At 44.0% G+C, this 20,483-nt stretch carries 16 protein-coding genes; 9 read left to right on the top strand and 7 right to left on the bottom strand.

Going from position 1 to position 20,483, the window contains the following annotated elements; all coding sequences use genetic code 11:
* Positions 1-54: 54 nt before the first annotated feature.
* Positions 55-819 (top strand): AraC family transcriptional regulator, encoded by a 765-nt coding sequence (locus AC3CID_RS08735; RefSeq protein ID WP_428784465.1) that lies wholly within the window; start codon positions 55-57, stop codon positions 817-819.
* A gap of 31 nt (positions 820-850) precedes the next feature.
* Here the strand turns inward: AC3CID_RS08735 and AC3CID_RS08740 are convergent, their stop codons facing one another.
* Positions 851-4,021 (bottom strand): HD domain-containing phosphohydrolase, encoded by a 3,171-nt coding sequence (locus AC3CID_RS08740; RefSeq protein ID WP_488526405.1) that lies wholly within the window; start codon positions 4,019-4,021, stop codon positions 851-853.
* 450 nt (positions 4,022-4,471) lie between these two features.
* Here AC3CID_RS08740 and AC3CID_RS08745 point away from each other — a divergent pair, with 450 nt between their 5' ends.
* The 5 genes from AC3CID_RS08745 to AC3CID_RS08765 all read left to right on the top strand — a co-directional run bounded on the left by AC3CID_RS08745 (position 4,472) and on the right by AC3CID_RS08765 (position 9,090).
* A complete protein-coding gene (locus tag AC3CID_RS08745; RefSeq protein ID WP_017076146.1) occupies positions 4,472-5,443 on the top strand; it encodes a tripartite tricarboxylate transporter substrate binding protein in 972 nt (323 codons plus the stop codon).
* 245 nt (positions 5,444-5,688) lie between these two features.
* A complete protein-coding gene (locus tag AC3CID_RS08750; protein WP_004733594.1) occupies positions 5,689-6,189 on the top strand; it encodes a tripartite tricarboxylate transporter TctB family protein in 501 nt (166 codons plus the stop codon).
* 10 nt (positions 6,190-6,199) lie between these two features.
* Positions 6,200-7,720 (top strand): tripartite tricarboxylate transporter permease, encoded by a 1,521-nt coding sequence (locus AC3CID_RS08755; protein WP_146456782.1) that lies wholly within the window; start codon positions 6,200-6,202, stop codon positions 7,718-7,720.
* Between the two features lie 193 nt (positions 7,721-7,913).
* A complete protein-coding gene (locus AC3CID_RS08760) occupies positions 7,914-8,672 on the top strand; it encodes a sulfite exporter TauE/SafE family protein (protein ID WP_488526406.1) in 759 nt (252 codons plus the stop codon).
* A 226-nt stretch (positions 8,673-8,898) separates the two neighbouring features.
* Positions 8,899-9,090 carry a hypothetical protein gene (locus AC3CID_RS08765; protein ID WP_004733590.1) on the top strand — a complete coding sequence of 64 codons (192 nt, stop codon included), beginning with the start codon at positions 8,899-8,901 and terminating at the stop codon, positions 9,088-9,090.
* A 174-nt stretch (positions 9,091-9,264) separates the two neighbouring features.
* Here the strand turns inward: AC3CID_RS08765 and AC3CID_RS08770 are convergent, their stop codons facing one another.
* Positions 9,265-9,678, bottom strand: coding sequence for a VF530 family protein (locus tag AC3CID_RS08770; protein WP_004733589.1), 414 nt, complete (start codon positions 9,676-9,678; stop codon positions 9,265-9,267).
* Positions 9,679-10,103: 425 nt separating this feature from the next.
* On the opposite strand from AC3CID_RS08770, the gene AC3CID_RS08775 reads away from it, so the two are divergent.
* Positions 10,104-11,264 carry an HD-GYP domain-containing protein gene (locus AC3CID_RS08775; RefSeq protein ID WP_488526407.1) on the top strand — a complete coding sequence of 387 codons (1,161 nt, stop codon included), beginning with the start codon at positions 10,104-10,106 and terminating at the stop codon, positions 11,262-11,264.
* A gap of 135 nt (positions 11,265-11,399) precedes the next feature.
* Here the strand turns inward: AC3CID_RS08775 and gnd are convergent, their stop codons facing one another.
* The 5 genes from gnd to AC3CID_RS08800 form a co-directional block, all read right to left on the bottom strand.
* Entirely contained in the window at positions 11,400-12,848 is a 1,449-nt protein-coding gene (gene gnd, locus AC3CID_RS08780) for a decarboxylating NADP(+)-dependent phosphogluconate dehydrogenase (RefSeq protein ID WP_004733587.1), read from the bottom strand.
* A 29-nt stretch (positions 12,849-12,877) separates the two neighbouring features.
* Complete coding sequence (gene pgl, locus AC3CID_RS08785; protein WP_171330694.1) at positions 12,878-13,612, bottom strand: 6-phosphogluconolactonase; 735 nt, start codon at positions 13,610-13,612, stop codon at positions 12,878-12,880.
* Complete coding sequence (gene zwf, locus AC3CID_RS08790) at positions 13,609-15,111, bottom strand: glucose-6-phosphate dehydrogenase (RefSeq protein ID WP_171313547.1); 1,503 nt, start codon at positions 15,109-15,111, stop codon at positions 13,609-13,611. Before zwf ends, pgl begins: the two co-directional genes overlap by 4 nt.
* A 437-nt stretch (positions 15,112-15,548) precedes the next feature.
* Positions 15,549-16,244: a response regulator gene (locus AC3CID_RS08795; protein ID WP_004733584.1), complete on the bottom strand. Its 696-nt coding sequence runs from the start codon at positions 16,242-16,244 to the stop codon at positions 15,549-15,551.
* A 69-nt stretch (positions 16,245-16,313) separates the two neighbouring features.
* Complete coding sequence (locus AC3CID_RS08800) at positions 16,314-17,966, bottom strand: ATP-binding protein (protein ID WP_488526408.1); 1,653 nt, start codon at positions 17,964-17,966, stop codon at positions 16,314-16,316.
* Between the two features lie 617 nt (positions 17,967-18,583).
* Here AC3CID_RS08800 and AC3CID_RS08805 point away from each other — a divergent pair.
* Both AC3CID_RS08805 and AC3CID_RS08810 read left to right on the top strand, forming a co-directional pair.
* Positions 18,584-18,811, top strand: a complete 228-nt coding sequence (locus AC3CID_RS08805; protein ID WP_004733582.1) for a hypothetical protein — start codon at positions 18,584-18,586, stop codon at positions 18,809-18,811.
* A gap of 215 nt (positions 18,812-19,026) precedes the next feature.
* Entirely contained in the window at positions 19,027-20,481 is a 1,455-nt protein-coding gene (locus tag AC3CID_RS08810) for a TolC family protein (RefSeq protein ID WP_054547677.1), read from the top strand.
* The last annotated feature ends 2 nt before the right edge of the window (positions 20,482-20,483 follow it).

A 20,483-nucleotide genomic window follows, 5' to 3' on the forward strand; every position in this document is an offset into this window, starting at 1 on the left:
ATTTATGTTCAAATATCAACAATAGAACAACAAACATCAAAATAAGGACAAATCATGTTGATCGATGACAACACACCTTTTTATGTTGATGGAATGCCCTATCCCTTTGTCGGCATTGCCGCCCAAGTCGGCAGGCACGATTCTGGTATGCATACACACAACCGTGCACAATTGTTATTTGCACCACATGGTTGCATCAGTATTACCCTCGACGGAATGCATTGTGTGTTGCCGCCCACCAAAGTTGCCTGGATACCTGCGGGAATTGAGCATTGTGCAACCATGACCAATGTCGTGGCCTATCGTTCGCTTTATTTTGATCCTCTTCGCATTAAAAACTTGCCTGAAGAGTTAAGTATTCTTAACGTCACACCACTACTAAAGGAGTTGATCGAACGAATGGCTTTTTGGGATTGGGATAAACCTAGTGAAGAGCAAAAAAACACATTGGCGTTGTGTTGCGAGGAACTTTCTTACGCAGAAAGGAACGAGCTAACGCTACCTTTACCCAAAGATAAACGATTAGCGTTGTGGTTAGAAAAAGTAAAACTAGGAACACAGTTACCTCAACCACTCAATGAAATGGCCAAGCATATTGGAGCAAGCAGCAAGACCGTTAGCCGATTATTCATCAAAGAAACGGGGATGCCTTACCAAGCTTGGCGTCAACAATGGAGGCTGTTAAGTGCCATTGAGCAATTGTCAGAAAAAAAGAGTGTCTCTGTTGTTGCCCACGAATTAGAGTTCTCCAGTGACAGTGCGTTTATTCATTTCTTTAAGCAACACACCGGAGAAACCCCCACTCACTACATGAAGTGAGGTCAACAGCCATTCATGCTTTCTGGCAAAGTTAAGCAGCGACGCTTTCAACTACATATTTTGATAGGTCTACATGATCGATCTGTTCCGGTTTTAAATACGTTTCGGCATAACGGATATGTGTCCCGCTAGTTAGAAACAACCTAAACAGTTCTATATCGAGATGCTCGTCCAACGCCATTTTGTACATGATATCGACAGCAACACTGATTGGCTTCGCTTTCTTGTACGGCCTATCCGCAGCAGTTAGCGCCTCAAAAATATCCGATATCACGAGAATACGTTCTGGAATTGAAAGATCGTCGCCAGTCAACCTCCTTGGATACCCAGTGCCTTTGAGTGTTTCATGGTGCGTCGAAGCATAGCGAGGAACACGGCTTAGTTCTTTCGGGAATGGCAGGTTCTCAAGCATCTTAATCGTGCCAAGCATATGCTCATTTATCTTGAATCGGTCTTCAGCAGTTAACGTGCCACGTGCAATGCTCAGATTGTAGACTTCGCCTAAGTTGTATAGGTGCTCCGGCACATCCATTTTGATTTGATGTTTCGGGTCAAACTCTAACGGCCTATCTCTTTTCACTATATGTTCAGGCTTATCACTTAACAGCAGCTCTGTCGCGGGCAAAATTGAACTCGATTCTCGATTCAAGGCTTCTATCGGTGATAGACCAAGTTGATCATCAAAGTTACGCATCCAAGTCGTCTCAGCTATCGAACGAATACGAGCAACTTTGTCGTCACTCATGAACTCACCACCAACGTTTGATATCGCGATAAAGGCAAAGTCATCTTGTAGCTGCTGTTTCGTTGCCGCAAGCTCATCGGCTATCAGTTGCGTTGATAGCGTACCTTCAAGTTGTTTTCTCAAAGCAGTGATTTCCGCATCACGCCAAAGTACTTCAAAACGAGTTCTCACCTCGTGGATTCGGTTGTAGTTCGCTTCTAGCTTCGTACCTTTATCGACGATATGTTCCGGTGTCGTGATCTTGCCACAATCATGAAGCCAAGCCGCAATTCTAAACTCACGGCGTTCGTCATCATTTTTAAACTCAAAGTCTTTGAAGTGCTCAGATTGTGATTGTTCAGCCGCGTCAGCCAGCATCAAACCGAGTTCTGGTACACGATTACAATGCCCTGCCGTATAAGCGGACTTATCATCGATCGCTTGAGCGATGAGCTTGATAAACGACTCAACAAACGCCTCTTGCATCTGTTCATGTCGTTTAATCTCCATAGCCATATCTTTTACGGCAACAGATAATTCCCACACTTCTTTAATTCGAGTATCAAGAATTGTCACGTTGTCATAATCACGCAGCTTAACCTTATGAGTCTCTTCCTCTAATTGGCGAATTGGATGCACTATCGGCGCACCAAAAGCCCAAGCAATAGGCAACGTCAAACTCATCAGTAACACCGTTACACCAACAGAGGTTGCTAGACGTTTATTGACTGTACTGAAGACTTCAGATTCGGGAATCAATACCGCAAAATACTCAGAGTAGTGTTCGCCCGTGTCTATTTTCTTTAAATAGAGATGTTTGATCTCGCCATTCAACTCTACCCTTACCATACTGCCTTCAACCGTTGCTTCCTTAGTCAAATCATAAAGTTCAGTATAAGGAACCGTCGTATTCGTATTAAAGCCGGTATCATGCAGCCACTTTTTCGCTAAGGCATCAAGTTGTTCACCACTTAACTTGCTGATAGCTTGATCAATGATTGGAAGCAATTGTCTATGCTTGCTCTGCAGCACCAAATGGAATTGGTTTGAGTAGTTCTGTTTTAGATCTTCTAGAGTCCCATTGACAACAAGGCCTGGCTGGAAAAACCTATCTAATGCAAACGAGAGTACCGGTTCTGCTTCTAAGAAAGCAAAGTTCTCTTCGCTTTCAATTGAATTAAATGCAGACTCTAGGTTTTCAAATTCAACTAAATCAATGTTCGGAAAATCCTCTCTCAACTTAGGAATAATTGACCACCCAGATAAAATGGCAACTTTTTTACCCTCAAGCTCGGCATAATTAGTGACAACCTTCGCGCCGACCCTTGTCACGATAGAAAATGGCAATTCATAAATTGGAGCCGTGTATAGGCCATCTATGCCATTATTTTTATAATTTTGAACCGATTGCAGGCCATCAATACTTCCTTCTTGAAACTTACTGACAAGCTCGCCCCAAGAGAAACCATTAACAAATTCAAACCTGATCCCTGTCATCTCACCAATCATTTTAAGAAGGTCTATCGCATAGCCGTTTGGTTTTCCCGCCACTGAAAAGTCCATCGGCCCCCAATCATTTTGATTAGACACTAACAGCGGAGGGGTATCGTTAACCAAGGCTTGCTGCTCAGACGATAGCATCAATGTTGGTACATCAAACTCCGATTCCTGATTGTTAACCTTGAGGTTAGACGCAATAATATTACCCGATTTCGAATATAAGAAAGACTCCACCTTACTGTCTTCTGCTAAGCCAAGCGCCGCACTTGATAGTTTGCTAGCCAAAGAAGACAACACAATATCAATACCAATCACATGTTGAACTTCAGATTCTATTTTTGAATCAAACGCTAAAGAATAAGTTTGCCCGGTAATTTGTAAATGCTGGAAAAGATATGGCTGAGTTTTTTCGACCGACTGAACATTAGCAGAAACATACCAAGGCCTGGTCGTTGGAAGGTAGTTGCTCTGCTCCGTAGTTGAGTTTCTTAGCGTAAACTCTTGGTCAAAATATTTCGTCGTACGGACGCGCTCCTCCCCTATATTATGAATCTCAACCACAACCCAACGGTCCGTTTGTTGTGCACCGATTTTTTCTCTAACGACAGGGGCAGATTCTAGATTAATAATTTGGAAGAAGTTTTCATTAGACGAGCCAATGTAAATACTATAAAAGAGAGGGTTATCTTTAATTGCTTCTGAAAGAATAGTACGCGACTCTTCTTTCGATATTTTGTTACTTATAGAACGTTTCACTGAAGAAAGTAAACGCGCGGTATTGGCTGCGTCAGAATCAACCGCGCCGATATAGTTACTCAGCTCTTGGGACACCATCGTCAACTTTGATAGGGTATTCTCAGTCGCCATTTTTTTACTGAAGTAATATTGCAGTGAAACCGCAACAACAGCGGTAAAAAATGTCGCGAGTAAAAACATTCCTCCAACAGTAAATCGTAACGAAATTTTTTTGTCTGTCATTATTCGATCCTTGAATAACCACTAGCTCAGAAATGTAACGTGCCAGCTATAATCATATTATTACAGTAGCACTGCACACCTAGCAACATATTATTCTATATATTAAAGAGCGCCTCTCCATATCACTCTTTGTGTCGCAATAAGTACCCTCTTTAATGATACACAGCAGTATAAAGCGACCAGCAGTCAAAAAAATTGTTCACATAAACTCAAGAAAAACCTAGTTATTATTGCTGGAAGAGTCCTATAGCCACGCCTCCGTAAACTTTATGAACTTTATTCACCCAATGTTCTTTATCCTCAATATCGCCGCATTAAAGACAATTCGTTAACACATCGTTAACTTTAACCTCATCTGCTAAGCAATGCTCTACTCGTGTGTTTAGCAGCTGGATATAAAACATAAGTTTCTCTCCATTGAAGAGATCCCCTACATAAGGAACGTGAACCATGTTCAAGGCACTGAAACCTACTCTTGCGGCTTCTATTATCGCAGCAACCTTTTCTTTCAACACTTTTGCTGCTGACCTAGAGAAAATCCACTTCCTAATCCCTGGCGGTGCTGGCGGCGGTTGGGATATGACGGCTCGTGGTACGGGTGATGTATTAGTGAAATCAGACATCGTTGAAAATGTCTCTTTCCAAAACTTGTCTGGTGGCGGCGGCGGTAAAGCCATTGCACACCTAATCGAAACAGCTCAACGCCAAGAAGACACGCTGATGGTGAACTCAACGCCTATCGTTGTTCGTTCACTGACGGGGATCTTTCCTCAATCTTTCCGTGACCTAACTCCTGTCGCTGCAACCATTGCCGATTACGGTGCAATCGTCGCGTCTGCGGATTCGAAGTACGACACTTGGGAAGATGTAGTAAAAGAGTTCGAAACCAACCCACGTAAAGTGAAAATCGCAGGTGGTTCAGCTCGTGGCAGTATGGATCACCTTGTGGTAGCAGCGGCGTTCAAAGGCGAAGGTTTCGACGCTAAGAAAGTACGTTACATCGCCTACGATGCAGGCGGCAAAGCAATGGCAGCGCTACTGTCTGGCGAAACACAGCTTCTTTCTACTGGCCTTGGTGAAGTGCTAGAGATGTCTAAATCTGGCCAAGTGAAAGTGCTTGCTGTAACGGCACCAAAGCGTCTTGACGCTGCACCTAACATCCCAACACTGACTGAGTACGGCAACGAAACCGTATTCGCTAACTGGCGTGGTTTCTTTGCAGCACCGGGCACAAGCCAAGCGAAGATCGACGAATGGAATGTAGCGCTTGGCAAAATGTACAAAACCGATGAGTGGCAAGTGGTTCGTGACCGTAACGGTTGGATCGACAACTACAAAGCTGACAAAGATTTTTACGCCTTCCTAGAAGACCAAGAAAAACAGATGGGCGACCTAATGCGTGAGCTTGGTTTCTTGAAATAACCAACAACCATAGAGGGCCTATGTGCCCTCTTACTCTTTCCTTGTTTCGCCGTACATGAGTTAACTTCAAACTCCTTTGTTTATTCGTAGACGTATTACTAACACTTGCCGATTCGTTGTAAACGCAAGTGGCTGATAAACCAGTACCGTAATTCGCTTACCTTTGGTTAGTGATCCCAGACATTTCATTGACTCGCTCATGTACGGCTTTTTTATTTTTTATACCACCCCAAATGGAGTTGGATATGTCGGACTTACCAACCAAATTTCTGAGTAAGGAATCTTTGCTTTCGAAGGATCGCATCGGAGCCATGCTCTTTATGCTTGCGTGTTTATGCTATGGCTACCAAACCACGCTGATTCCTTTGTTCCCCGGTGACGAGTACGAACCCTTCACAGCAAGAACCTTACCTATCCTGCTAACGTTTATCGGCATTGGCCTTTCGTTGATCCTGCTTATAACCGGACAGCCGGATAAAAAAGTCACATGCGACACTACGCCGCTGAACTGGAAACTGCTTATTGGCTTCTTGGTGTTAATGGCTCTGTACGGTGTTGGGCTGACTTATCTTGGCTTTGTTTTAGCAACCAGCTTCTTCTTACTTGCAGGCTTTTACCTACTGGGTGAGCGCCGCAAAGCTGTCTTATTTGGCGCGTCGTTTCCTTTCGTTATCGCGTTCTTTCTTTTATTAACTCAAGGCTTAGATATCTACCTAGAGCCTGGTTTAATCTTCACTCTTTGGTAGGGATAACATTATGTTAGACGGAATTTTACAAGGACTTTCGACCGCCGTGATGCCAATGAACATCATGATGGTAATTGTTGGCTGTTTTGTTGGTACCTTTATTGGAATGCTACCGGGACTCGGTCCAATTTCAGCAATCGCGTTGATGATCCCGATTACATACGGCCTAGACCCTTCTTCTGGCCTAATCTTGATGGCTGGTGTGTACTACGGCGCTGTATTTGGTGGCTCGACGTCATCAATCTTAATCAACGCTCCGGGTTGTTCTTCAACGGTAGTAACCGCATTCGATGGCTACCCGATGGCACAAAAAGGCCAAGCTGGTAAAGCGTTGGCACTCGCGGCTTACTCTTCTTTCACTGGCGGCACGCTTTCGGCAATAATGCTTTTGATTGCGGCTCCGGCTTTAGCTAGCGTCTCATTGAGCTTCCAGTCTTCAGACTACTTCGCATTGATGCTCTTAGGTTTATCGGCAGTAGCGGCGTTTGCGGGCCCAGGTCAGGTGATCAAGGCATGGATGATGACCATTCTTGGTTTGATGCTATCTACTGTTGGTATCGATAAAGGCGTCGGTGTTGAACGTTTCACTTTCGGCCTAACGGATCTGATGGATGGCTTTAGTTTCCTACTTCTTGCTATGGCAACCTTCGCTTTAGGTGAAACTTTAATGGGTATTTTGAAACCAGAGAAAGACACTAGCGGCGAAGAAAGCCAAAAGATGGCTGATATTGGTAGCATGAAAATTACCAAAGAAGAGTTCAAAGAAGTGGCGCCAGTTTCGATTCGCTCCTCTATTCTAGGTTTCTTTACGGGTGTGTTACCGGGCGCAGGTGCAACTATTGCGGCATTCCTAAGCTACGGTATGGAACGTAGCCTTGCGCCAAAAGACAAACAGAAAGAGTTTGGTAAAGGCAGTATTCGTGGTCTTGTTGCTCCTGAATCTGCAAACAACGCAGCTTCAAGTGGTTCATTCGTTCCGCTGTTAACGCTTGGTATTCCTGGCTCTGGTACTACCGCAATCATGCTTGGCGCCCTAATCGCTTACGGTATTCAGCCGGGCCCTCGCTTGTTTGTTGAACACCCAGATGTATTTTGGTCAGTAATTATCTCGATGTACTTTGGTAACATCGTACTGGTTATCTTAAATCTGCCTTTAATCCCTTACATCTCTAAACTGCTCGCGGTACCAAGAACGGTACTACTGCCAATGATTATCTTCTTCTCAATCACAGGCGTGTACTTGGTGTCTTTCAACACGATGGATGTTTTTGTAATGCTCATTGTTGCGATGGTTGCGATTGCGCTGAGGTTAGCTAACTTCCCACTTGCCCCATTACTCCTAGGCTTTATCCTTGGTGGATTAATGGAAGAGAACCTACGACGTGCATTAATGATCAGCGATGGCGAGCTGAGCTTCCTATGGGAACGACCAATCACCATGACATTCACTATCTTGGCGGTATTGGTTCTCTCTAGTCCGATTCTCGTTAAGCTGTTCAAGAGCTTTAGAGCAAAGCCTGTTGAAGTTTAGGCTCAGAACATCACTTATTTAAACTAAACAGAAGGAGCCTCAGGCTCCTTTTTTCGTATCCGTTATTTCAAAAAAACACAGCTCTAAGATGGTAGTAAACTCACAATCCGACTCCTGAAAAACACATATCCCTGATATTAATAACAAAATCAAGTAAGGTGATTCATCATTTAACGCATTGGATTCTAAAACTATGGATTGGTTGATTCTATTCTTGTCAGGCGTGATTGGCGGTGTACTTAACTCCATTGCTGGTGGAGGCAGCTTCATCACCTTCCCCGCTCTATTATTTGCTGGTGTTCCACCAATAGCAGCCAACGCGACCAATACCTTTGCTTCATGCGCTGGCTACATGAGCGGAGCCTACGCTCTACGCCACGAAATTCAATCTGGTACTAAGCAGCTAAAACTGACCATTGGTTTGTGTGTAATTGGTGGAGGTATTGGTGCGTTTTTACTATTGCACACACCAGAAGCCCTATTTACTCAATCCGTTCCTTGGTTGCTACTTTTTGCAGCACTTCTATTCACCTTTGGCGGAACGCTTAATAAATGGCTCAAAAAAGTTACGGCTAAACACAAACACGCCACCAGCGCAGGGGTATTCTTTTCAGCTGTATTACTTTTGATCGTGTGTATTTATGGTGGTTATTTTAATGCAGGTTTGGGGATAGTAACGTTGAGTTACTTAGCTCTGGCTGGTTACACCAACATTAATGTAATGAATGGCATCAAATTGTTGGTGTCTGCGTGTGCATCACTCGCGGCAATCGTGTTCTTTGTTGTGAATGGTTCGATTGATTGGCCGTCTGGCATGGCAGTATTATTTGGTACATTGGTTGGTGGTTATTATTCAGCAAAAATCTCTCGCCGTATCCCACAACAACATGTTCGTACCACAGTGATCATCGCTAGCTTTTTGATCACCGCTTACTTTTTCTATGCTAACTAGACGTTCAGTTCAATAAGGCTTTCAACATGAAAGACAGACCGAAAAGACTCCACTCTCTCAATACCTATTTCGCTATTTTATTGCTCATAAAATAGCCAAGGTGAAATATGTGAGGCGAGTCCTTCAATTAGCAAATTTGATAACAATTTAGACTGTTTTTTAGCCTTTATTTTGCCAAAGGTGGGATAATTCTCCTGTCGAAAGTGAGACTTCATTAGGAGGCGTTATGAACATTAAACTCGGTCATGTCATGTCATCAAGTCGACTCATTTGCTTTGTCGCTTTTCTTGCTGCCACATTCGCGTGGATTCTAAAAATGCCCGCTCTGTTTTCTGTGTCAGCGCTATTCCTACTGATCAGCGCCATTGTCTATGTCGTTGACCTTTGGAAGAATCAAAGAAAGAACCGCGAAGCTTAAGACGAATGACTAAAGCGACACGCACTAAAAAAGGAGCGCTTAGGCTCCTTTTGTATTTTGCAGTCAAGGCTTTGTCTATCTGACGATGCTCAACTTACGCCTTTACATAAAGACGTTAAAACTAACGACGCGCTCTTTAAATGCAGACGCCTTTCTATTAACGACGCCCTATTACTAGCGACGAAAGTTACGACCGTTACCGCCGCGGCGCTCTTTAAATGCAGACGCTGCTTTAGCTTGTGATGCTAGAATCGATTCAACCGTCAATTCCATTGGCTCACGAGGTTCTAACCCATGACGGAATGTACGTGAACGCGGAGGCATCTGGTATTCGATATCAGAAGCTTTAGGCATGCGCTTGAAACGGTAAAGGTAGAAATTCTCAACCTTCTCGCGAGCCCACTCTGTTTTCTTCAAATATTTAACGGCACTTGCTACTGTCGGCTTAGTGTTAAAGCAGTTCATGCGCATTGCAGCATCCAAAATTTCCCAACCGTAATGATCCACTAATTCAGTGATCATAGTATCTAGCTTTAAGCCGTGCAGTGGGTTGTTTTGTTGCAGTTCGATTCTTTCTTCTTCAGTCATATCTTTACCTTTTCCAAGGCAACTAAAGGCCTTGAATATACTCTAGAACACCGTCATCACTGACCATATCTAGCTCAATCATTTGGGCATTACATCCATTGCCCTTATCTATGCCTTTATGATGGCATAAAGCATGCTCGTTATCCTATTTATCTTTCAATTTAATTTTAAAATGGTCACTTACTATCCTAATATTGCGTGCAATACCGCCATGCACTCCCGACGAGTGCTTCTCTTAGATTTCGACCAAATTCGTTCAAGTTAACAAAAACCATGATAGAAGCATGAAATATCCATAATTTAAGTAATGAATTATAAATTTATTAGAACGCAGTATTGCTAATTAACAGCACGATGCTATGTTAGAAGTGGTATAGAAACCTACAAATAACGATATTAAACAATGATATAATTATAAATAAAGGTTGGCTTTGACCATGTTTGACTACTCAAAAATCAGCAGAGTAGCCGCCCAAGATAAAGACATTATCGCCATCGTTGATGATCTCTTTCGGCTAGCTCGCGAACATTACCCCATTCTGTCTAGGCTCTCGGTTGTGCTATGCAACGAAAATAGAGCGTCGAATTACTTTGTTTCGGACACTCTGTGCCAAGAAGCCGAACATCGCTACGTTGAGCAAGAACTTACGCCAGAATCGGCTTTGTCGCGCATGGCTGAGTCTTTAGATACCCGGATCATCAACGACCTCACCACCATTAGCTCAACCAAACAAATATCTCACCTGCTCGATCTCGGTCATCAAAGCAGTTATACAACACCGATTCATCATCAAGAAAGTAATCTTGGGTTTGTATTTATCAATGCTTCATCAACAGGATTTTTTGCTAACCAAACTATTCAGTGTGATATCGCCTATCTCACTCAAGTCATCTCTAGCCTTTTCGTTCAGTGGTTTGAGCGCCAGCGTCACTTTCAATCTTCTTTAGCGATCGCTTTAAACATGGGTCATGCTCGAGATCCAGAAACCAAAGAACACCTAATTCGCATGGGTAAATACAGTGAACAAATTGCTCGCACGCTGTCGCAGACCAAAAGAGAAATTACCCATCAATTCATTCATCGAATTCGGTTGTATGCGCCCTTCCACGACATAGGTAAATATCGAATTCCAGATAAGGTGTTATTCAGTAGCGCGCGTTTCAATGACGAAGAAAGAAACATCATGAACAATCACACCTTGTATGGCGAAGAGATGATTGATGACGTGGTTGCCCTATCCCACCACAGCTCGATGTGCAGCGAAGAGGTTCAATTCATAAAGAATATTGTGCGCCACCATCATGAACGGTTTGATGGCTCTGGATTGCCTGATGCTTTGAGTAATACAGCGATACCACTAGAGGCTCGAATAGTGACATTAGCCGACGTATTCGATGCGCTGATGAGCAAAAGAGCTTATAAGCACGCGTGGTCACTCGATGAAGTGATGGAATACATAGAAGCGCAGAACGGTTCAATGTTCGACCCCGAGTGTGTTGTGGCTCTTAAACAGAACCTAGACGGCTTTATGGCAATTCGGGAGCAATACAATGACGATGCTCAGCCGCATTTAATGACAGCTTAAACTATGGCACCTTTGTTATTCAGGCCTAAGTAAGAGAACGCGAACCAACAAAAAAGGATGCCACTGAGGCATCCTTTTGTTTTCTAGTTTGCAGCTGAAAGAACAAATTTGTTCTCTACTGATTCTAACTAACGATTATACGTCGTAAGTTGTAGAAGCAGTGTCGCCGCCTGTACCAGTCCAGTTTGTGTGAAAGAATTCACCACGTGGACGGTCAGTACGCTCGTAAGTGTGAGCACCGAAGTAGTCACGTTGAGCTTGCAGAAGGTTCGCTGGAAGACGAGCTGTAGTGTAGCCGTCTAGGAACGTTAGTGCAGAAGTCATACATGGCATTGGGATGCCTGATTCCATAGACTTAGCTGCAACTTTACGCCAAGCGCCCATGCAGTTGTCTAGGATGCCTTTGAAGTATGCATCTGAACCTAGGAAAGCGATCTCTGGATTCGCTTCGTAAGCATCACGAATGTTGCCTAGGAATGCAGAGCGGATGATACAACCGCCACGCCACATAAGTGCAACGTTACCGTAGTTTAGATCCCAGCCGTTTTCGTTCGACGCTTCACGCATTAGCATGAAACCTTGAGCGTAAGAGATGATCTTAGAAGCAAGTAGAGCCTGACGGATTGCATCAACCCACTCTTGCTTGTCGCCTTCAACTGGAGCAACAGTCTTGCCGAACAGTTTCTCAGCTTCAACACGTTGGTCTTTAAGTGCAGACAGGCAACGAGAGAATACAGACTCAGTGATTAGAGTCAGTGGGATACCCATGTCTAGTGCGTTGATACCTGTCCATTTGCCTGTACCTTTTTGGCCAGCAGTGTCTAGGATCTTCTCAACTAGCGCTTCACCGTCTTCATCTTTGTAGCCAAGGATGTCAGCAGTGATTTCTACTAGGTAGCTGTCTAGCTCAGTTTTGTTCCAGTCAGCAAATACAGCCTGCATTTCGTCGTGGTTCATACCTAGGCCATCTTTCATGAACTGGTATGCTTCAGTGATAAGCTGCATGTCACCGTATTCGATGCCATTGTGAACCATCTTAACGAAGTGACCAGCACCGTCGTTACCAACCCAATCACAACAAGGCTCACCCGCGTCAGTTTTCGCAGAGATACCTTGGAAGATAGGTTTAACCGCTTCCCAAGCTTCAGGAGAACCGCCTGGCATGATAGAGGGACCGAAACGAGCACCTTCTTCACCACCAGAAACACCCGTACCGATGAAGTGGATGCCTTTCTCGCGAAGAGCAGCAACACGACGGTTAGTGTCTGGGAAGTTAGTGTTACCACCATCAATGATGATGTCGCCTTTGTCTAGAAGTGGTACAAGCTTGTCGATGAACGTATCTACAACGTCACCAGCACGAACCATAAGCATCACTTTACGTGGCGCTTCTAGCTTCTCAACTAGCTCTTCTAGAGAGTAAGCACCAACAATGTTAGTACCTTTAGCTGGGCCTTCTAGGAACTCGTCTACTTTCGCAGCAGTACGGTTGTGAGCCACAACTTTGAAGCCGTGGTCGTTCATGTTTAGGATAAGGTTCTGACCCATTACTGCTAGGCCAATTACACCGATATCACCTTTCATTATTTATATCTCCTTGCGGCTATTCGCACTTATGCGATAGCACTTGCTGCATTTGAATCTAGGAACCACTCTGTTTCGCCAGTTTTAGACTGGATTTTCGCTGCCGGGTAAGGCAGTTCTGAAGCAGGAGTTGTATGAATTTCTTTAACGATCTCGACTTTACCTGCGCCAAGCACTAGGTAGCTGATTCGTTTTGCTGCTTCTAAAACTTTCGCTGTTTTAGAAACACGGATCTGACCCGACTCTGGGTGAGAAGCTAATACAGATAGGTTCTCATCTTGGTAGTCAGTTACACCCGGGAATAGTGAAGCTGTGTGGCCGTCTGCGCCAACACCGAGCAGAATCCAATCGAATACAGGCGTGCCGTTTTCAGTTGGAATCACGTCTGCCATCTCTTTTGCGAAACGCTCTGCTTCTGCTTTAGGCTCATCTTCACCACGGATGCGGTGGATGTTCTCTGCCGGAAAGTTTACTTGAGAAAATTCTCTTAGTTTTGAAAACAATAGCGCGTTCGCTTCGCCGAAGTTGCTTTCTGCATCGTCTGGTGCAACGCAACGTTCGTCGCCCCACCAGAAGTGAAGGTTATTCCATTTAATACCTTCCGCGTATGGAGCTTGGGCTAAAAGCTTGAAAAGCATTTTTGGCGTGCTGCCACCAGACAGTGAAATGTGAACAGGTTTGCCCTGCTCGCTGTATGCTTTCATTTCATTTGCTAGGTTTTCAACGACCAATTCTGGCGTTGCAAAGATCTTGTGGTTGATCATAGTTCGCAGTAATCCGTGTCTGTTAGGTTTTTACATGGGAAACGCCATGCGCGGCCATCACGTTGCAGAAGCTCATCCGCTTCTTGCGGGCCCCAAGTACCACAAGCATAGCCAAACAGTGCTTGAGGGTCTTGTTTAAAGTCTAAGATTGGTTGAACGTACTTCCAACACGCTTCTACTGCATCGGTACGTGCAAACAGAGTCGCATCACCGTTCAGTGCATCAAGAAGAAGACGCTCATAAGCCGTTAGCATTTGAGTTTCAGGCAAGTCAGAGTAAGAGAAGTTCATTTTCACTTCTTTTGCTTTGAAACCTGCACCCGGCTCTTTCAAACCAAAACTCATCTGAATACCTTCATCCGGTTGGATACGGATAATCAGCTTATTCTCTGGTGCATCTTGACCAAACACTGGGTGTGGCGTGTTCTTAAAGTGAATAACGATTTCAGTCACACGTGTTGGTAAACGTTTACCTGTACGTACATAGAAAGGAACCCCATTCCAACGCCAGTTGTTGATGTGTGCTTTAAGACCAATGTACGTTTCAGTGCGAGAGTCATCTGCGACACCCTGCTCTTCGCGGTAACCAGGCAAGTGCTGACCACGAACGTCTGATGCTGTGTATTGACCTAATACTAAGTCTTTACGTAGGTCATCTTCTTCCAGTGGTTTCAGACACTGAAGTACTTTAACCACTTCGTCACGAATTGAATCCGCATTGATTTGAGCTGGTGGCTCCATGCCAACCATTGCTAATACTTGTAGCAAGTGGTTTTGGAACATGTCACGAACTGCGCCAGAACCGTCGTAGTATCCGCCTCGCTCTTCAACGCCAAGGAACTCAGCACCTGTGATTTCAACGTATTCAATAAAGTTACGGTTCCACAGTGGTTCAAACATCGCATTTGAGAAACGAAGCACTAGAAGGTTTTGAACCGTCTCTTTACCAAGGTAATGGTCGATACGGTAGATCTGGTGTTCTTGGAAGTGATGATGGATCTCTTCATCTAACGCTTGAGCTGATGCTAAGTCGTAACCAAATGGTTTCTCGATGATCAGACGACGCCAGCCGTTCTTTTCATCGTTCAGGCCATGCGCAGCAAGGTTTGCTGGAATCACACCGTATAGGCTTGGCGGGGTTGCCAAGTAGAACAATGTGTTATGGTTTTCGAATTGGTAGTCTTGCTCAAGCTTGTCTAGACGTTGTGCTAAACGAGCGTAGTCGTCTACATCTGAAGTGTTGATCGCTTGGTAATGCAGATGTTCAATAAATGCATTCAGCGTCTCTGGCTCAGTTTTTTCCATTTCCTGAAGAGACTTCTTCAGCTTCTCACGGTAAGACTCATCGCTGTACTCAGTACGGCTCACTCCAAGAATCGCAAAGGATTTTGGTAGTTGATTGCTAGCATACAGGTGGTACAAAGCAGGAATTAACTTGCGGTAAGTTAGATCTCCCGATGCACCAAAAATAACGATGCTGCTGTTTTCAGGTATTACCATCATCTTTCCTATAAAAACAAGGTTTTTAGTATTCGCCAAAGGTATCAGCGACATACGAAAATAGATAATAGGTCTTGGCTATTACATCAATAGCGAGTGCCTATTACACTTGAGAATGCGTTTGGTAAACGAGGGTGAAAGCTATCACCTCTATTCGGGACAGTATTGTCTATGAGTATTTGATTTACATCAACCACTGTGAAAGCAATCGATTAAATATTGACTCATTTCGAACAAATTCTAATCGATAGCGCAGTTAGCCGAGCCCGAGAGTGAAGCAAATCGGTATTCTCAAACATTGTAGTCAAGAAAGAACGGTATCTGGTCGGTGGAGTGAATAATAGGAAATGGAGAGAAAGGCAAAACCAGCCTATTCAACTGGCTTTATATTTATTTGACAGCATCGCGTTTGTCTTTGTGACTTGTTGTCGCTAAATCTATCTTCTAGCTTTGTTGTAGCAGCGTTCTGGGCGGCCTACTGACCCGTAATTTAAGTCAGCCACTAACTCGCCAGTCGTGATTAGAAATTCCAAATAGCGTCGAGCGGTGGTTCGACTCGCTCCAATCCGTTCACCTGCTTCATCTGCTGTAATATCAGCAATGTCGGCTTGTTGAAAAATGGCTCTAATTTTATCAAGCGTTACGCCATCAATTCCTTTGGGTAATGTTGACACTTTTCCTGAGTCCGCTTTCGCGTTGGCTTGCAGCATCTTATCGACCAAACCTTGGTTCAAATCAGACACACTTTCAAACTCTTGCAGCTGCGATTGATATTTTTTCAGCGCCGCTTCTAAGCGAGGAAACATCACAGGTTTCAGCAGATAGTCCACGACTCCACCGCGCATTGCCTGTTGCAAGGTATCGACGTCTCGCGCAGCAGTAATCAAAATCACATCACAACCCTGATTACTACCACGAACGTGGTTCAAAATATCAAGCCCGCATCCATCCGGCAGATACACATCCAACAAAACCAAGTCAGGCTTTAATATGTCTAATTGCATTAACGCTTCAGACTGCGTGGTCGCAATCCCCACCACATCAAAGCCACCCATCTGTTCTAAATAACGATGGTGTAGCTCTGCAATCGCAATATCATCTTCAATGACCATGACTCTCGTGATTGCGCTCATTTATGTTCTTCCTTTAACCATGCTTTTTCCGTCACGATGATCTTCACTCGATCACTTCGCGCTTAATTATTATTGTGCTTCTTTTGGCAGATAAACCGTCATTCGCGTACCAAAATCGTGGTTGTCGACCATTTCAAGCTGTCCTTGATATCGGTCTGCCAGTTGCTTTATTAAATACAAACCGACGCCGCGATTCTGTTTCGCTTTGCTTGATACGCCTTTTTCGGTGAGTGCTTTCGTCGCCAAGTCTTTCGGCAAACCACACCCTTTGTCTTCTACTTCTACGATAATTTCATTACCAAAATCACTGATTGAAACTTCAATAACTCGACGCGCTGGAGTAATTTGACCCTCTTGCTTAATAGCCGTCATAGTGGCATCAAACGCGTTATCTATCAGGTTGCCAAGAATCGTCACGACATCCTCTGCGTTTAACCAAGCGGGTAATGCCTCAAGCCTTGATCCCTCTTCAACTTTAAGCTCTAACCCAATCTCTCGAGCTCGCTCTGTTTTGCCTAAAAGCATGCCTGCAATAAGAGGGGCTTTCACCGTCTCTCTTAAGAATTCAATTAAGCTCTGGTAATGAGCGGTTTCTTGACCAATCAATTGTTGAACAGAGTCCAGCTCACCCATTTGAATCAAGCCACTGATCGTATTGAGCTTGTTTTGATGTTCATGCGTTTGCGAACGAAGTAAATCTGCATACTCTTTAGTCTGAGAAAGCTGATCGGTTAAATCGTTAATCTCATCTCGCAATCGGAAGCTGGATACCGCCCCAACGACTTCACCCGCCACGATAATTGGGCTGCGGTTGGCAACGATTCGCTTATTGTTCAGGTACAGCTCAACATCGTGATCGGTATCGCCAGTCGTTAACAGCAGTTCTAAGTCACTGCCCGCTAATACATCAGAAAGGCGCTTTTGGTTGAGTGCAGACTCCCTATCGATAGACAAAATATCGCAAGCACTTTTGTTTATTGAACGCAAAATACCGTTCTTATCAATACTCAAGATACCTTCTTTCACGGTACTCATAGTCACATCAAGTTCTACATATAAGCGACCGATCTCTTCGGGTTCAAAGCCTAAAATAGCGCGTTGAAAGCGACGAGACACATAGCTTGAAATCAAAGCGTTGACCGCAACCACCAGCAACGCCATCACAATCAAAAAGGCTAAATAAGGTTCGATTCGGTCTTGTAACGAGTCCAACAAATAGCCAACCGACACCACGCCAATGACAGTGCCTTGTGGGTCTTTAACCGCGGATTTCCCACGGACAGAGAAGCCAAGTGATCCTTTGGCCGTCGACACATAAGATTCACCCAACACCAATGCTTTTTGGTTATCACCACCGCGCATTGGTTTACCAAGCCTGTCATCATAAGGGTGAATCAGGCGGATACCTTTATCATCTCCCACAACGATAAACGCCGCGCCAATGAGCTGGGTAAGGTTTCGAAATTTAACTTGAGTTTCTTCAGACAGAACGTAGGGAGCGCCATTAGGGCCCATCGTTCCATTTTCTTGAATAATGTTGGTGACAAGTGGCGATTCAGACAGAAATTCAGCAACACCTAACGCTTTCAAACCCATCTCTTGTTCTTGAGATTGTTTGATATAATAAAAACCAGCCGCTGAAAGTATCAAAAGTTCAACAAGACCAGTGACCGTCATGATAATCAGCAGCCTTTTACGGAAGCTGATACTACTCCATTTCATATTTCACCGTCCCTAGTGTTAGACGAGCAATGTTAACACCAAGTTAATTAGATGACCTTTCTACGTACGCGAATTTGTGACTGTTACTCAACTAAATAATTGAGCAGATTATTAATTGATAATCCTTTACGTTGTTCACCTCGATTAATCGTTCGCTTTTAGAACGGATTAGCTTAAAAATCAAAATAAACGAATAAATATTGAGCTAGATCACTAAGCTTTTAGGTGTTTTTTAGGTTGTTTAAAATAAATACAATTATAATAGTTGCATATGAAGAAGTTTATTGTTGCCAAGCCATCAGTCATGATTTTCAGACTCTGCTTTAAATCGAAATTTCGGTTAACAAAAAGACAACAACTCTTCGCTCACTGGACGTATCTATAACGAAACGTTGCACGCTCGCCGCTAGGATTGTTGAACAAACAGGTTATCAACCTAACCTCATTCATACATCTCTATTCACACTATAGGCCAGCATGACAACTCAGAGGTGCCTGATAAAGCAGCGCCCAATAATAAAACATTGATGAGCAGGAAGTATCGATCAGTGGCAACGTCCAATAGAAACAGGATTAAAAACATAACGTATAAACATTGTTGAAAAGGAAACCAGGCAATGAAACGCGATAATTTTGGAATTTGTCTTACTAAGACCATGCTGTTCAAACACTTGCAATCGACTTTTACTCACGTAAGAGCCTATGAGAAAGACGGTACCTCCCCTCTCGATCTCAAGGTATTGTTAGCGTTCCCGCAAATGTCGGGCAGAGATTTATTACAAACAATGCAAGGCTCAAGACAATTGGTGTGGCGCGCCGATCACCATTGTCCTGGCTTTAAATAAGCCGCTTCATTTTGTAAAAACGCTTCTATACTGAACTTAAAAAGCACGCTTATGCGTGCTTTTTAAGTTTCATTTATCTCTGATATCTTCATCACTCAATCCTATTTACACTTGGTTAACGAGTTATGAGACTTTCTCTAAGTGTGAGAGAATCTAATCAAGACAAATGACTATTGCCCTGTTAACATTAGAGTTAATACTCTAATTGGTATTTAATGCAGATGACCAAACCAAAATTTCGATACCTTGCGATCGCCAGTATGCTTCTCGGCACTGTGACTTCGCCAGGCTATGCTGCCCCGCTCACTTTTTCTGAAGCGTGGCAAATATTACAAGAAAACAACAACTCACTTGCGGCTCAACAAGCCAATGTTGAACGTTATCAACATCTTCAGAACTCAACGAGTAGCCTCAACTTGCCTTCTATTACCTTAGGGGCTAACTACACGCACCTTGATAGTGACGTGACGATTAATGGTGAGCAGTTCACTGACAGCTTAAGTGGCGTGCCAAATTTAGGCGCAGTTGGAGGTATTCTTCAGCCTATATTAAGTGGGCTTGGCGGCGTTACCTCAACCATTACAGAACAAGACATCTTTAGCTCTTCCATTCGCGCGGTTTGGCCTATCTTCACAGGCGGGCGAATTACCGCTGCGCAAAATGCTGCTGAAGGTAAAAGCGAAGAAGCGCAAAGCCAGTTGTTGATGGAAAGACAAGCTCGCTACGAAGACTTAAGTAAATATTACTTCTCGGTGATCTTAGCGGAAGACGTCGTGAAAACGCGTCAAGCCGTTGAAGCTGGCTTAACTCAGCATCGTGATTTCGCCATCAAGCTTGAACAACAAGGGCAAATCGCACGAGTAGAACGCTTGCAAGCGGATGCGTCACTAGACAAAGCAGTTGTCGAGCGAACTAAAGCTCAAAACGATCTTAAGATTGCTCAATTAGCGCTGACTCAAATCCTTGGCCAGAGCCAAAGTGTAGAACCTTCAGAGCAACTGTTTATCAATAAGAACCTGCCTCATATGGATGTGTTCATTGATCAAACACTCATGACCTATCCCGGCCTTAAGATTCTTGATGCAAAAGAGAAACAAGCAAGCAGCTTAATTAAAGCTGAGAAAGGTAAATACTATCCAGAAGTGTACCTTTACGGTGATTACAGCCTGTATGAAGATGACTCTCTCGCCAGCGAAATGAAACCCGATTGGTTAGTTGGCATTGGTGTGAATGTGCCGCTGCTTGATACTTCTGGCCGTTCAGACAAAGTAGCCGCCGCTCACAGTGCTGTCTCACAGGTTCAATTCCTGAAGTCGCAAGCTAAGCAAGACTTAACCGTGTTGGTACAGAAGACTTACCTTGAAGCAAACCAAGCAATTGAAGAGGTTCAAGGCCTCAACTCAAGCTTGGCTTTGGCTCAAGAAAACCTATTACTCCGTAAAAAAGCCTTCACTCAAGGACTCTCGAACTCGCTAGAAGTGGTTGATGCAGAGCTCTACCTTGCGAGCATCAAAACCCAACAATCTGCTGCGCGATTCAAATACCTAATCTCTCTGAACAAGCTATTAGCGCTAACCAGCGAAATGAATGCTTACTCGAGTTACTTAACCTCTTCTGTTCCGTCTGACTTCGACTCAAAAACAGACACCGATAGCCAGTCAAAAGGATAATT

Source organism: Vibrio sp. QJM3NY_21, assembly GCF_057785975.1.